Origin of the sequence: Corallococcus sp. bb12-1, from assembly GCF_026626765.1 — a bacterium.
In the GTDB taxonomy this organism is placed as follows: domain Bacteria; phylum Myxococcota; class Myxococcia; order Myxococcales; family Myxococcaceae; genus Corallococcus; species Corallococcus terminator.
The window spans coordinates 609,754-623,344 of the sequence record NZ_JAPNJZ010000027.1 but is presented as its reverse complement, the minus strand read 5'-3'; the positions used below and the strand labels follow the sequence as shown (position 1 = coordinate 623,344).

Sequence of the window (13,591 nt, the reverse complement as noted above, 5' to 3'; positions counted from 1 at the left end):
ACAGGTTGAAGGGGGACAAGCACTCCACCCGCGCCAGCGGAAGCGGCACCTGGTGGCTTGAGGCTGACAGCCGTGTCGCGACGGTCCTTGCGCGCGCGCCCCTGTTTTCGGAGCACGGCCCGAGTGAGGACCGGGGGACTGCGTCAGCCTTCGACGACGATGCGGCGACCCAGCGCGCGGGTCATCTGCGGGGACGTCACGAGCTCCAGCACGCCGCTCATCTCACCGCCGGCCGTGTCGAACGCCGCGGCGATGACCTCTCCCAGGGTGAGCTGGGCCTTCTGGGCCACCACGCGCGCGCGCTTCGCCGTCCGCCGCAGCGCCGGCATCACCCGCCGACCCTGCCGCCGCACCGTCGTGACACCACTCGTCTTGCCTGCGGTCCGCTTCGCCATGGTTCCTCCCGCCACTTCCCACTGCGCGAGTGAGTACACCTTGGGTCTGACACCATGCAGGCAGGGTGCCAGGGCTCAGTCCCCCTGGCGGGTCCCAGAATCCGGGTGTTTCCCTGTCAAATAGGGGGTTTCCGTGGGGTAGGACGGCCCACCTTTTTCCAGTCCTCCAGGGTCATTCCTCGTTCTGTCGAGTTTTTCGTTCAGCCAGCGCGGTGATTTCCACAGGACGTTCAATGGCCCGCATCCCGGGGCGGGGCCCGTGGGAATCAGGGCGCGGGTCCGGTGTCACCCCCGGGCCACGCCCCCGTGGCTGGCGGGCCACGGGAGGCCAGGGTGGGGGCGTCCTGGGGGAGGCGAGCGGGGGCGGGGGATTTGGGATAGAGGGCGGACCGCCATGCGAGTCCAGGTCCTCTTCCACGACAACTGTTTCGACGGCGCGGCCAGCGCCGCGGTCTTCACCCGCTTCTACCGGGAGCGCGTGCGCGCGGACGCGACGTTCAGCTACCGGGGGCTGTCCCACAAGCCGGGGGCGGAGGGCATCGACCCGGCCGTCTTCACCGGGGACGAGAACGTCATCGTCGACTTCCGCTACAGCCAGGACGCGCGGCTCACCTGGTGGTTCGACCACCACGCCTCCGCCTTCCAGCAGCCGGGGGACGAGCCCCACTTCCAGCGCGACACCAGCGGGAAGAAATTCCACGACGCGCACCGCAAGAGCTGCACGCTGTACCTGGCGGACGTGGCGCGCGAGCGCTTCGGCTGGGACGCGTCCGCGCTGTCGGACCTGCTGCACTGGGCGGAGATCATCGACGGCGCGCAGTTCCCCAGCCCCCAGATGGCGGTGGCGCTGGAGGAGCCCGCGCTGCGCATCATGACGGTGCTGGAGTCCACGAAGGATGAGACGCTCATCCCGGAGGTCATCCGCCGCATGCAGTCCGAGTCGCTTTCGGACATCGCTGGTTCGCCCCTCATCTCCGCCCCGCTGGCGCCGCTGCTCTTCAAGCACCAGCGCAACATCGACCTGGTGCGCGAGAAGGCCCGCTACGAGAACGGCGTCGTCTTCTTCGACCTGGTGGACGAGGGCGTGGACAGCCTCAACAAGTTCATCGCCTACGCGCTCTATCCGGACGCGCGCTACACGCTTTGGGTGGGCCGGGGCGCGTCGCGCGCCAAGGTGTCGCTGGGCTCCAACCCCTGGCAGCCCCACACCCGCAAGCACGACCTGGCCGCCATCGCCGGCCGCTACGGCGGGGGCGGGCACCCGGTGGTGTCCGCGGTGAGCTTCAAGGCGGACCAGACGGACAAGGCCCGCGCCGCGTACAGCGAGATCCTGGCGGAGCTGTCCAGCGCGAGCTGAGAGGGCTTCACGGGCGGGTGAAGAACGCGAAGCCCGCCTGCCGCAACAGCCGCACCACCGACAGCATGGGCAGTCCCTGCACGTTGGTGCGGTCCCCCTCGAGCTTCGCGAGCAGCGCCTGCCCCTGGCCCTCCACGCGGTAGCTGCCCGCGCAGCCTTCCCACTCGGCGGTGTCCAGGTAGCGCTCCAGCTCCTCGGGCGGCAGGGGGAAGAACGTGAGGTGCGTGGTCTCCACGGCCTCCAGGAGGTGCCCGCCAGGGCCCACCAGACACACGCCGGTGTGGATGGCGTGGGTGTGGCCCAGCAGGCGCTGAAGCTGCGCGCGCGCGGCGTCCCGGTCGTGGGGCTTGCCCAGCGTCATGCCGCCCACCTCGACGAGCTGATCCGCGCCCAGGACCCAGGCGTCCGGGTGACGCTCCTGCACCGCGCGGGCCTTGCGCACCGCGAGCATCGCCACGGCCTCCATGGCGGAGAGCGTGGCGGGCACGTGCTCGTCCACGCCGGGGGCTTCGGTGCGGTAGGGCAGGGCCAGTCCGTCCATCAGGGCCTTGCGTGCGCTGGAGGTGGACGCCAGGAACAGGTCGCCGGGGTGGCCAGGGTTTTTCATGGGGTGGGGTGAGGGTAGTGCAGCCGGGGTGGGGAAGGGGCCCTTCGAGCGGGCAGGCACACCCCGCTTCCGGTGGATGGGGCGGATGCCATAGCCTCCCGGCCCATGTCGCGGCGCGGTCTGCTCGCTGTCTGTCTCCTGCTCGCCTCCTGCAAACGCTCTCCTCCGGCTGTCGCCGACGCGGGCACGGATGCGGGTGCGCAAGCCACCGTGAGCGCCGACGCGGGCGCGCTCGCCACGGCCTCCCTGGACGCGGGCCTCCTGGACGACGCGGGCCTCGCAGCCTCCGTGACGCCGCCGGAAGACGCCGTGGCGGAGGTGCACCCGCTGGCGGTGTGCGACGCGCGCGGGGATGCGCCCCTGGACGCGGCCCGCCGCTACTACGACGAGGGCCACTACGAGGAAGCGCTCTCCTGCGCCGCGCAGGCCGCCGCGCTGGAGCCGGACCTGGCCGCCGCCCACGCCGAGCGCGGCGCCGCCCTGGCCTACCTCCACCGCGAGCCCGAAGCGCAGCTCGCCTTCGCACGGGCGTTGGCCATCGACCCGGGGGACCCGGACGCGCTCCTGGGCGCCGCGCACCTGTACGCGGTGCAGATGCCCTCCACGCGCGAACGGGACGAACTGGGCGCGCTCTACGCCGAGCGCGGCCTGTCCCAGCCCTCCACGCCCCCGGAGCTCATCCCGTCCCTCGCGCTGGTGGCGGCCATGGCCTTCAACGACCTGGGGCAGGCGGACCAGGCGCTGGAGCGCGCGGCCATCGTGCTGGCCCGCGAGCCGGGCAACCTGGAGGCGAAGTACGAGAAGGCCCTGGCCCTCTTCGAGCTGTGCCGCTTCCGCGAGGCGAAGGCGGCCTTCGCGTCGCTCCTGACGGACAAGGAGCGCGCGGCGCACGCGCACCAGCACCTGGGATTGCTCCTGGAGCGCGAGGGCCGCTGGACGCAAGCCCAGGCGCACTTCGACCGGGCCCGCACGCTGGAGCCCCAGGACTTCCCCCCGCCGCCCCTACCGACGCCGGACGAGTTCCGGGCCCAGGTGGCGAAGGCCCTGGCGGACCTGCCGGAGGACATGCGCAAGGACCTGGAGGGCGTGCCGGTGGCCACCGAGGAGATTCCCTCGGAGGACGACCTGCTCGCCAACCAGCCGCCCCTGTCACCCACCATCCTGGGCCTGTTCCGGGGCCCGTCCCTGGGCGAACCCTGCGACGGAACGGAGACGCCGTGCCGCTCCGTGGCCCTCTACCGGCGCAACCTGGCCCGGGCCGTGCGCTCGCCCGAGGAGCTGCGCGAACAGATTCGCGTGACACTGCTGCATGAAATCGGGCATCTGCGAGGGGAGGACGACGAGGAACTGGCCGCACGCGGCCTGGAGTGAGCCCCACATGCCTTCCCTACCCACTGCCCGTGTCAGCTTGAAGGGCGCCAAGACGCTGCGTCGAGGCACCCCCTGGCTGTACCGCACGGAGCTGATGGAGCCCCCCGTCACCGACTCGCCCGGCGAGGTGGTCGCGGTGGTGGACCCCCAGGGCAACCCCATCGGGCAGGCGCTCTACGCCCGCCGCTCCCCGCTCGCCATCCGCCTGCTCACGCGCAAGAGCCCCGCGGAAGAGAAGGTGGACGACGCCTTCTTCATCCGCCGCGTGGAGGCCGCCCTGGCCCGCCGCGCGGTGCTCCCCGGCCGCGACGGCCTGCGACTCGTGCACGGCGAAGCGGACCTGCTGCCCGGCTTCTTCGTGGACCGCTACGGCCCGGGCCTCACGATTCAAACGCTCTCCGAGGGCATGGACGCGCGCAAGGAGATGCTCGCCCGCGCGCTGGTGAAGCTGACGGGCGCCACCCACGTGGTGTGCCGCGACGACGCCTCCGGCCGCGACTTCGAGAGCCTGCCGCGCGAGGTGCGACTGCTGCACGGAGAAGGCGACGCGCGCTTCAGCTACCACGAGGGCGACAACCGCTTCGAAGTCGACCTGACAGGCGACATGAAGACGGGCGCGTTCCTGGACCAGGTGGACAACCACCTGCGCGCGGGTGAGCTGGGCCGGGGCGACGCGCTGGACTGCTTCAGCTACCACGGCGGGTTCGCGCTAGCGCTCGCGAAGCACTGCACGTCGGTGCTCGCGGTGGAGCAGGACGCGAAGGCGGCGGCGCGCGCGAAGGCGAACGCGGACGCCAACGGCCGCACCAACGTGAAGGTGGAGAACGCCAACGCGTTCGACGTGCTGCGCCGCTTCGACCAGGAAGGCCGCCGCTTCGACACCATCGTCCTGGACCCGCCGGGGCTCGCCAAGCGCCGCGAGGGCCTGGCCACCGCGCTGCGCGCCTACCACGAGCTCAACCTGCGCGCCCTGCGCTGCCTCAAGCCGGACGGCCTGCTGGTGACGTGCTCGTGCTCGGGGAAACTGGACCGCGAGGGCTTCGAGTCCATGGTGCTGGACGCCGCAGTGGACGCGAAGCGCCCGGTGCAGATTCTGGAGCGCCGGGGCGCCGGCCTGGACCACCCGGTGCTCGCGGGCCTCGCGGAGACGGAGTACCTCAAGGCCCTCTACGTGCGCGCCTTGTGAGTCGGTAGTGGCAAGGCGCGCGAGGGGCTACGGGATGGCCAGCTCCTTGCGCAGCCTGCCCACGACCTTGAAGTACTCGGTGCGGGAGAAGCCCACGTTGAGGATGTGGAAGTCCTTCTTGGACAGGCCCACGCAGCCGAAGCAGTAGTTGCAGTCCTGCAGGTTCTTGCTCAGCACCACGTACGCGCTGTTCGAGCAGTTCTCGCTCTGCACGCAGTACGCGCACGCGTGGCAGTTCTTGCACTCCACGCAGTGCGAACAGCTGGTGCACAGCTCGCAGCGCGTGCAGTGCGTGCACTGGTGGCAGCTGTCGCAGTCCTTGCAGAACATGCAGTTGGCGCAGCGCTGACAGCCCTCGCACGCGTAGGAGCCGGGGTTGCCGGGGTCCACCGCGTAGCTCTTGGACAGCTTCTGGAACTGGTCCATGAACTCGCGCTTGCCCAGGGACGAAACGCCCAGGCGCGCCGTCTTCTCCTGCTCCAACAACTCCTGGGCCGTCTGGGGTCGGGACCCCTTCTCCTTCACCGCCACGGACGCTCCTTGAATTGGAATCATTGCAGCCGGGCGAGCCCGGCGAGATCGATGCCACGCGCCACCCGCCGCACCTCCACGGTGCTGGGGAAACCACGGCTGGTGACGGCCACCACGAAGCGCTCACCCACCAGGAGGTTCGCCTCCGCCATGCCTTCTTCGGCGTCATAGCGCACGAAGCCCACGGCTTCCTTCCACTGGATGGGCGCCGTCGGGTCGCTGGCCGCCCGGCCCCGCGCCTTCTGCGCCGCTTCCCGGATGGCCTGCCCCAGCTTGAGCCCCAGGGTGGTGTCCACGATGCGCACCTTCACCTCCCGGTCCTCGCCGCGAGTGTAGGTGCGCTCCGCCTCCGACACGGACACGTCGCCGTACTTGCCCGTGGAGCCCCCGGTGGAGCCCACCGTGAAACCCTCCAATGAGTCCGGAAGGAAGGGCGCCAGGTCCTTGAAGTACACGCACGGCGCGGCGGTGGTCACCACATCGCGCGGGGTGGGAGAAGTCGTGCGTTCGTCGTCAAGGCATCCGCCGCCCACGCCGAGCGCGAGCGTCGCGGTGGCCAGCCGTAGGAAATAGTCGCGCACGAACGAATCAAAGGGTATCCCCGGCCTGCGCGCAATGGACCTTTCGAAGCTCAATCCTCCACAGCGTGAGGCGGTGCTGACGACCGAGGGTCCCCTGCTGGTGCTGGCGGGCGCCGGCAGCGGCAAGACGCGGGTCATCACCCACCGCATCGTCCACCTGCTCAACGAGCGGCCGGGCCACCTGCTGGCCCGCAACATCCTGGCCGTCACCTTCACGAACAAAGCCGCCACGGAGATGAAGGAGCGGCTCATCCACATGGCCGGTCCGCGGGCGCAGGGCGTCCTGGTGTGCACCTTCCACGCGTTCGGCGCGGAGATGCTGCGCGAGGACATCCACCGGCTGGGCTGGCCGAAGAAGTTCGCCATCGCGGACATGGGCGACCAGTTGTCCATCATCCGCCGCGCCATGCGCGAGAAGCGCATCGACGACCGCGCCTTCGACGTGCGCAAGGTCCTCAACCTCATCTCCAAGGCGAAGAACTCCGGAGAGGCGCCGCAGCCCAAGGCCGAAGGGCTGGGCGACGACTACGACCTCATCACCGCGATGGTGTTCGCGGACTACCAGCTCGCGCTCAAGGCGCAGGGCTCGGTGGACTTCGACGACCTCCTGGTGCTGCCCGCGCGCCTCCTGCGTGAACACCCGGACCTGCACCGCAAGTACACGCAGCGCTTCCGCTACCTGCTGGTGGACGAGTTCCAGGACACCAACCACGCCCAGTTGGACTTGCTCAAGCTGCTCGCGGGCGAGGCGCGCAACGTGTGCGCGGTGGGTGACGACGACCAGTGCATCTATTCGTGGCGAGGCGCGGAGGTGCGCAACATCCTCGACTTCGAGAAGCACTTCCCGGGAGGCAAGGAGGTGCGGTTGGAGCAGAACTACCGCTCCTCGCAGCGGGTGCTGGACGCGGCCAACGCCGTCATCGCGAAGAACCCCGAGCGCAAGGACAAGCGCATGTGGACCGACCGCCGGGGCGGAGAGCTGGTCAAGGTCGTGGCCTGTCCCAATGACGAAGAGGAGGCCCGCTTCGTCGCGCACGAAATCCAGAAGCACATCTCGCAGGGCGTCCCCGCGGACGACATCGCGGTGCTCTACCGCACCAACGGCCAGTCGCGTCCGGTGGAGGAGATGCTGCGCGAGAAGAACATCGCCTACGAAGTGGTGGGTGGCAGCGAGTTCTTCGACCGCAGCGAGGTGAAGGACGTCATCGCGTACTTCAAGGTGCTGGCGAACCGGCTGGACGAAATCAGCCTCATGCGCATCGTCAACGTGCCGGCGCGCGGCATTGGCGACGTGACGATGGAGCGCCTGCATGCGCACTCGCGAGCGGAGGGCGTGACGCTGTGGACGTCCATGCGCCGCGCGGACACCTATGAGGACCTGCCGGCCGGCGCGGGCGGCAAGGTGCTGGAGTTCGTGGAGATGGTGGAGCGCTACCGCGACGCCTTCCTCCACGCCCCGCGCCTCTCGGAGGCGACGCAGAAGCTGCTGGAGGAGATCGGCTTCCGCGAAGCCACGCGCGCCAAGGCCGTCTCCGGCACCGCCGCGGACAAGAAGCTCAAGAGCGTGGACCACGTGCTCGCGTCGCTGGAGAAGTTCGAGAAGCGCGAGGGCCCCAAGGCCAGCCTCCTCACGTACCTGAACCGCCTCAGCCTGGACACGCGCCAGGAGGAGGAGGAGGTCCCCGGCCAGAACCGCCGCGTGACGCTCATGTCGCTGCACGCCTCCAAGGGCCTGGAGTACCGGCTCGTCTTCTTCCTGGGCATGGAGGAGGACCTGATGCCCCACGGCGGCATGCAGGGCGAGGCGCAGAACCTCGAGGAGGAGCGGCGCCTCTGCTACGTGGGCATCACCCGCGCCAAGGAGCTGCTGTACCTCACGCGATCCATCGTGCGCGTGAAGCGCGGCAAGGAGGTGCCCCGCACGCCCTCGCGCTTCCTGGAGGACCTCCCCCCGGACGCCTTCGAGAACGTCGACATGGACGCGCCGCGTCAGGGTCCTCCGGATGAGAAGGAGAAGAACTTCTTCGCCAACCTGAAGGAGCGGTTCAAGAAGCCCCCGCCGGGGCCTCCTGGCGGCGGTCCCGGCCCGGGGACGCCCGGTCGGGTGCCCTAGGCGGCCGGATTTCCAGGCCATGTGCGCCCGACCTTGACTTGATCCCAGGGCCCCGATAGGAGGTTCGGCCTTTCCGGGCTTCTGTCGGAGTTCTGGCGGAGGACCCGCGGTTGGTTTCGCACGAGCACGCGACCCCTGGCATGCACCTGGGTGCCGCGCCGAAGTTTGGAGTGCACGAAATGTCGCAGAAGACCTACAGCGCCAAGGCCGCGGACATCAAGCGCCAGTGGCACGTCATTGACGTGTCCGACAAGGTGCTTGGCCGCGCCGCCAGTCAGATTGCTACCCTGCTGAAGGGCAAGCACAAGCCGACGTACACCCCGTCCATCGACACGGGCGACCACGTGATCGTCATCAACGCCGACAAGGTGAAGGTGACGGGCACCAAGGAGACCGACAAGCTGTACTACCGGCACCCGTACGCCGGTTTTCCGGGCGCCCTGAAGATCACCAACCTGCAGAAGCTCCGCGCCAAGCACCCCGAGGACGTGATCCTCAATGCCGTGCGTCGCATGCTTCCGCGCAGCGCCCTGGGCCGTCAGATGATGACCAAGCTCAAGGTGTATGCCGGTGATACCCATCCGCACACCGCCCAGAAGCCGGTGGCGTACAAGGTCGAGGCGTAAGGAACAGCCATGGCGATCAATCCCGAACTCGGTTTCTACGCCACCGGCCGCCGCAAGGAGGCCACCGCTCGCGTGTGGCTGCGTCCTGGCAATGGCCTCGTGGTCATCAACGGCCGCGACATCAATGAGTACTTCGGCCGTGAGACGTCGAAGATGGTGCTCCACCAGCCGCTGGAGATCCTGGAGCAGAAGGGCAAGCTCGACGTCACGGTCAACGTGCGCGGCGGCGGCCTCTCTGGTCAGGCCGGTGCCATCCGTCACGGCATCGCGCGCGCGCTGTGCGCCTTCAATCCGGAGTTCCGTCCGGCGCTGAAGAAGGCCGGCTTCCTCACCCGCGATGCTCGCGCGGTCGAGCGCAAGAAGTACGGCCAGCCCGGCGCCCGTCGTCGGTTCCAGTTCTCCAAGCGCTAATCCGCTTGCCGGCTCGTTGGAGCCGCTCCACGGCGGGGGTCCTCTCAAGGGACCTCCGCCGTTGTGCTTTGCGGGGTGACCCGCTGCCCCGTCGCGGCCGGCGCGGGCGTTCTGCTAGCATCCGGGCCCTCCCATGGAACTCAACGAAATCCTGCAGATCGCCCTGCGCGGCGGCGCCTCCGACATCCACCTGAAGGCGGGGCTGCCGCCCATGTTCCGCGTGGACGGTTCGCTGGTGCCGCTCAAGGACGGCCGCCGCCTGCCTCCGGAGGAGGTGGCGCGCATGGCGTTCGGCATCATGAACGAGTTCCAGAAGGAGAAGTTCAAGGTCACCAACGAGGTGGACCTGGCGTACGGAGTCCCCGGCCTGGGCCGCTTCCGCGTGAACGTCTTCCAGCAGCGCGGCACGGTGGGCGCGGTGCTGCGAGTCATCCCCTTCAAGGTGATGACGATGAAGGACCTGCTCCTGCCCCCGGTGCTGGAGAAGGTGTGCGGCGAGGAGCGCGGCCTGGTGCTGGTGACGGGCACCACGGGCTCCGGCAAGTCCACGACGTTGGCGGCGATGATCGACTACATCAACTCCAACGAAACCAACCACATCATGACCATCGAGGACCCCATCGAGTTCCTCATCCGCGACAAGCGCTCCATCGTGAATCAGCGCGAAGTGGGTGTGGACACGATGAGCTTCTCGCAGGCCCTCAAGAGCGCGCTGCGGCAGGATCCGGACGTCATCCTGGTGGGCGAAATGCGCGACCACGAGACCATTGAAACGGCGCTCCACGCCGCGGAGACGGGCCACCTCGTGATGTCCACGCTGCACACGCTGGACGCGACGGAGACCGTCAATCGCATCGTGTCCGCCTTCCCCCCGCACCAGCAGAAGCAGGTGCGTCTGCAGCTCTCCAGCGTGCTGCGTGGCGTGGTGAGCCAGCGACTCGTCCCGCGCGCGGATGGCAAGGGCCGTGTGGCGGCGGTGGAGGTGCTTCGCGTCACCACGCGCGTGCGGGAGCTCATCGAGGACAAGGACCGCACGAAGGAGATCCACGACGCCATCGCGCAGGGCACGGACTCCTACGGGATGCAGACCTTCGACCAGTCGTTGATGGGGCTGGTGCGCAACGGGCTCGTCACCTACGACGAGGCCCACCGTCAGGCCAGCAACCCGGACGACTTCGCGCTGCGCTTCTCCGGCATCAGCGGCACGTCCGACTCGAAGTGGGACAACTTCGACGCCAAGGCCGGCGAGGAGCGTCCCATCCCGGGCTCGGCGTCCTTCGCGCAGAAGGGCGCGCCCGCCGCGGCGCAGGCTCCCGCGGCGCCGCCTCCGCAGGCCCAGCGTCCCGCCGGTGCGCCGCCCATGGCCGCCCGTCCGATGACGCCGCCGCCCGGTGTGGCCGCCCCGCGTCCTCCTGGGGCGCCTCAGCCCGGCGTGGTCCAGGGCCGGCCCATGCCTCCGCAGGCGGCCCGTCCTCCCACGCCCGTCCCGGCACCCGCGCCCGCCCCGGCGGCCGGCGGCGACGACGACTTCCAGATCGAACGCTTCTGACGGCTTGAGCGCCGGGCGGCGCTTCGAATCCCCGACAGGGGAGGGGAGACCGCCCGGGCGCCAGCGTCATCCGCTCCGCGCGAAGCGGAGCACCCTGCTCAGGCGTCGTCATCCCCCAACTGCGCACGCAGCCGGGTGAGACGCAGCGGGCCCACCAGCCCCTGGTGCCCCAGGGTCTGCAGGAGCGACACGGTGGCTCGCACGCGCGCGTCCTGTACCTCGTCGGACTCCTGCACGACCTCGTTGTCGAGCAGCGTCTCCAGGTGCTCCGGGTTGATGGACGTGGGCCCTTCGGACCACGCGACTTCGAACAGGGCCCGGGCCATGTGCTCGCGGGCCTTGCGGTCCGCGTCGTTTTCCGACGCCTTGATGAACGCGAGGAACAGCGCGTCCACGGAGTCCTTGGACAGCGCGGCCAGGGCGGGCACCTCGCCCAGGGACTCCTTCACGTAGTCCGTGTCGAAGGAGTCCACCTCCTGTTCGTACCCGAACGCCTCCTCCAGGAGGATGGACGCGAGGAACGCATCCGTCTCCTCGTCGCTCGCGCCCTCTTCCTTGAGGGCCTCGCGCGCCTTCTGCGTGGCGGACGTCAGCGCGGGGTCCTCCGGCAGCGCGCGCGCGGCGGCGTGCGCGGCCAGCAGCACCAGGGAGGCCTGGGCGTCGGAGGACAGCGCGCGGCCGCTCACGCCCTGCAGCATCGCGCGCTGCTTGGGGTTCGCGTCGGCGGCGGCCACGAAGTGCTGCTCCTCCGGAGTCAGCGGTTCACCCGCCTTCTCCTTGCGAAGCGTCTCCTTGGCGGCATCGGCGGTGAGGAAGCGGGCGAGAACGGGGTGCATGGCGGGGCCTGTTACCACATGGTAGGGACTCCGCGATGGTTGAGGAGCCCGAAGGTCCGGAGGCTGTCCAGCGCGCCACCGACGCCTGCCTGCGTCTGCTCTCGGTGCGCGCCCGCAGCCGCCACGAGCTGACGCTCGCCCTGGAGCGCAAGGGCTACCCCGGCCCCGTGCGCGACGAGGTGCTCGCCCGGCTTGCCCAGTGGGGCTACCTGGACGACGCGAAGTTCGCCCGCGACCGCGCCACGTCCCTCCTGGGCAGGGGCAAGCTGGGCCCCCGCGCCGTCCTCCAGCGGCTCCAGGCCCACGGCCTGGAAGGCACCGTGGCCCGGCAGGCGCTGGCCTCCGCGAAGGACGCGGTGGGCTTCGACGCGCTGGAGGCCGCCCGGCAGGTGCTGGAGAAGCGGCGCCTGACCGGCCGCCCGCTGGATGCGAAGGAGCAGGCCCGCGCGGGGAGGCTCCTGCTCAGCCGTGGGTTCTCCCCGGACGTCGTCACCCGACTGGTGGGTGAACCTTCGCTGGACCCCTCCGGGCAGGACGAATAGCTTGGAGGCGTGATGCGCTCAGTCGTCCTGTGTGTGACCGTCCTCTTGCTCTCCGGCTGCGCGGCCCTGTCCCAGGGGCCCGCCGGCGAGCCCAACTACGCCTCCCAGGCCGCCGAAAACCTGGCGCTGGGCGACGTCGCCATGGAGGACAAGGATTTCCTCAAGGCGGAGAGGTACTACGACCATGTCCGCGCGAAGTACCCGTACCTGGAGGCGGCCCGCGAGGCGGAGCTGAAGCTGGGCGACCTGGACTTCGCCCGGGAGATGTACCCGGAGGCGCGCGAGAAGTTCGACTCCTTCATCAAGCTGCACCCCACGCACCCCAAGGTGGACTACGCCGCCTACCGCGGGGCCCTGTCCTACGTGGAGGAGTTCCCCTCGGAGTTCTTCGCCCTGCCGCCTTCGTACGAGAAGGAGCAGAAGCCCATGTACGACGCGCTCCGGGCGATGAACGTCTTCCTGCGCCAGTACCCGGATTCGCAGTACGCGAAGGACGCCAAGGTGCACGCGGATGACGCCCGCCAGCGGCTGGCGCGCCACGAGCTCTACGTCGCGTCCTTCTACGCCAAGCGCGAGCGCTGGAAGGCCGTGGCCCAGCGTCTGGAGGGGCTGCTCAAGGACTACCCGGGCACGCCGCTGGAAGAAGAGGCCCTCTTCGACCTGCACAACGCGTACGTGAAGCTCAACGAGCCCCAGCGCGCCCAGGACACCCTGCGCGAGGTCATCAAACGCCTGCCGGGCACGCCCGCCGCCCAGCGCGCCCAGAAGATGCTGGGGACGTGAGGCGGCTGGAGGACTGGGGACGGCTGGGCGGGCTCTTCATCGCGGGCCTCGCCGGACTCGTCGCCCTGGTGTTCCTGGGCCCGCGCCTGCTGGGCTTCGCGGCCGGACCCGAGGCGGAGATCGTCACCGCCCTCAAGGAAGCCGAACACGACGGCGTGTCGCTGTCCGTGCCCGGCTCCGCGCTGCCGCTGGTCTCCCGGAAACTCCAGTACGCCCGCATCTCCGTGTCGGTGGAGCCGGACGGAACCCGGGCGGAAGCCGCCGCGACGCTGGATTTCGAGGGGAAGCTGGGCACCACCGTCGTCAGCACCGCAGGCGTGGAGCTCGTGCCCTTCTCGCGCGAGTCCCGGCGGTGGAAGCCCACGCCCTCGGAAGCCCCCCGGCTGGTGGCGGTGGTGGCCGCCCTGGAGGCGCGTCGGCGGGCCCTGGAGCAGGGGCTGCCGGATGCCCTGACGCGGCTGATGGCCCCGGGCGGCGACGGTGGGGTGGGGCGGACGTGGGAGGAGATGGCCCCCTTGCGCAAGCGGCGCCTGACGGTGGAGGCCTGGTACGTGCGGCTGGAGCGGGACGAGGCCGTGGTGACGGAGCACTACCGGGTGGAGGGGGATCTCCCGTCACGCCCGGTGGACACCCGGGGGGAGCGCCCTCTTTTGCTGGTGCGCCAGGGCGATCAATTCTTGTTTTCGCCCAGCCTCATGTAGGC

At 69.9% G+C, this 13,591-nt stretch carries 15 protein-coding genes; 10 read left to right on the top strand and 5 right to left on the bottom strand.

What is annotated here, in order from left to right; all coding sequences use genetic code 11:
* Window positions 1-143: 143 nt before the first annotated feature.
* A complete protein-coding gene (locus OV208_RS33680; RefSeq protein WP_120545743.1) occupies window positions 144-395 on the bottom strand; it encodes a hypothetical protein in 252 nt (83 codons plus the stop codon).
* 394 nt (window positions 396-789) lie between these two features.
* On the opposite strand from OV208_RS33680, the gene OV208_RS33675 reads away from it, so the two are divergent.
* Window positions 790-1,752 carry a hypothetical protein gene (locus tag OV208_RS33675; RefSeq protein ID WP_267578017.1) on the top strand — a complete coding sequence of 321 codons (963 nt, stop codon included), beginning with the start codon at window positions 790-792 and terminating at the stop codon, window positions 1,750-1,752.
* 7 nt (window positions 1,753-1,759) lie between these two features.
* Here OV208_RS33675 and OV208_RS33670 read toward each other — a convergent pair whose 3' ends face one another.
* On the bottom strand, window positions 1,760-2,359 hold the full coding sequence (locus OV208_RS33670; protein WP_267578016.1) for a Maf family protein: 600 nt from the start codon (window positions 2,357-2,359) through the stop codon (window positions 1,760-1,762).
* Between the two features lie 105 nt (window positions 2,360-2,464).
* Here OV208_RS33670 and OV208_RS33665 point away from each other — a divergent pair, with 105 nt between their 5' ends.
* Together OV208_RS33665 and OV208_RS33660 are read left to right on the top strand one after the other, a co-directional pair.
* Window positions 2,465-3,730, top strand: coding sequence for a metallopeptidase family protein (locus tag OV208_RS33665; protein WP_267578015.1), 1,266 nt, complete (start codon window positions 2,465-2,467; stop codon window positions 3,728-3,730).
* Window positions 3,731-3,737: 7 nt separating this feature from the next.
* On the top strand, window positions 3,738-4,916 hold the full coding sequence (locus tag OV208_RS33660; protein ID WP_267578014.1) for a class I SAM-dependent rRNA methyltransferase: 1,179 nt from the start codon (window positions 3,738-3,740) through the stop codon (window positions 4,914-4,916).
* Between the two features lie 27 nt (window positions 4,917-4,943).
* Here the strand turns inward: OV208_RS33660 and OV208_RS33655 are convergent, their stop codons facing one another.
* Window positions 4,944-5,471 (bottom strand): caib/baif family protein, encoded by a 528-nt coding sequence (locus OV208_RS33655; protein ID WP_267578013.1) that lies wholly within the window; start codon window positions 5,469-5,471, stop codon window positions 4,944-4,946.
* Complete coding sequence (locus OV208_RS33650; protein WP_267578012.1) at window positions 5,468-6,028, bottom strand: hypothetical protein; 561 nt, start codon at window positions 6,026-6,028, stop codon at window positions 5,468-5,470. The genes OV208_RS33655 and OV208_RS33650 overlap by 4 nt, the downstream gene beginning before the upstream one ends.
* 34 nt (window positions 6,029-6,062) lie before the next feature.
* On the opposite strand from OV208_RS33650, the gene OV208_RS33645 reads away from it, so the two are divergent.
* The 4 genes from OV208_RS33645 (at window position 6,063) to OV208_RS33630 (ending at window position 10,727) form a co-directional block, all read left to right on the top strand.
* Window positions 6,063-8,141: an ATP-dependent helicase gene (locus OV208_RS33645; protein ID WP_267578011.1), complete on the top strand. Its 2,079-nt coding sequence runs from the start codon at window positions 6,063-6,065 to the stop codon at window positions 8,139-8,141.
* Between the two features lie 179 nt (window positions 8,142-8,320).
* Complete coding sequence (rplM, locus tag OV208_RS33640) at window positions 8,321-8,767, top strand: 50S ribosomal protein L13 (protein ID WP_120540893.1); 447 nt, start codon at window positions 8,321-8,323, stop codon at window positions 8,765-8,767.
* A gap of 9 nt (window positions 8,768-8,776) precedes the next feature.
* Window positions 8,777-9,178 (top strand): 30S ribosomal protein S9, encoded by a 402-nt coding sequence (gene rpsI, locus OV208_RS33635; RefSeq protein ID WP_267578010.1) that lies wholly within the window; start codon window positions 8,777-8,779, stop codon window positions 9,176-9,178.
* Between the two features lie 133 nt (window positions 9,179-9,311).
* A complete protein-coding gene (locus OV208_RS33630; protein WP_267578009.1) occupies window positions 9,312-10,727 on the top strand; it encodes a type IV pilus twitching motility protein PilT in 1,416 nt (471 codons plus the stop codon).
* 98 nt (window positions 10,728-10,825) lie between these two features.
* On the opposite strand, the gene OV208_RS33625 is transcribed toward OV208_RS33630, so the two are convergent.
* On the bottom strand, window positions 10,826-11,563 hold the full coding sequence (locus tag OV208_RS33625; RefSeq protein ID WP_267578008.1) for a hypothetical protein: 738 nt from the start codon (window positions 11,561-11,563) through the stop codon (window positions 10,826-10,828).
* A 35-nt stretch (window positions 11,564-11,598) separates the two neighbouring features.
* Here OV208_RS33625 and OV208_RS33620 point away from each other — a divergent pair, with 35 nt between their 5' ends.
* Genes OV208_RS33620 through OV208_RS33610 form a run of 3 tightly spaced genes read left to right on the top strand, consistent with a single transcriptional unit; the run spans window position 11,599 to window position 13,589 of the window.
* Complete coding sequence (locus OV208_RS33620) at window positions 11,599-12,105, top strand: regulatory protein RecX (RefSeq protein WP_267578007.1); 507 nt, start codon at window positions 11,599-11,601, stop codon at window positions 12,103-12,105.
* A gap of 12 nt (window positions 12,106-12,117) precedes the next feature.
* Window positions 12,118-12,888 carry an outer membrane protein assembly factor BamD gene (locus OV208_RS33615; protein ID WP_267578006.1) on the top strand — a complete coding sequence of 257 codons (771 nt, stop codon included), beginning with the start codon at window positions 12,118-12,120 and terminating at the stop codon, window positions 12,886-12,888.
* Window positions 12,885-13,589 (top strand): hypothetical protein, encoded by a 705-nt coding sequence (locus OV208_RS33610; RefSeq protein ID WP_267578005.1) that lies wholly within the window; start codon window positions 12,885-12,887, stop codon window positions 13,587-13,589. The genes OV208_RS33615 and OV208_RS33610 overlap by 4 nt, the downstream gene beginning before the upstream one ends.
* The last annotated feature ends 2 nt before the right edge of the window (window positions 13,590-13,591 follow it).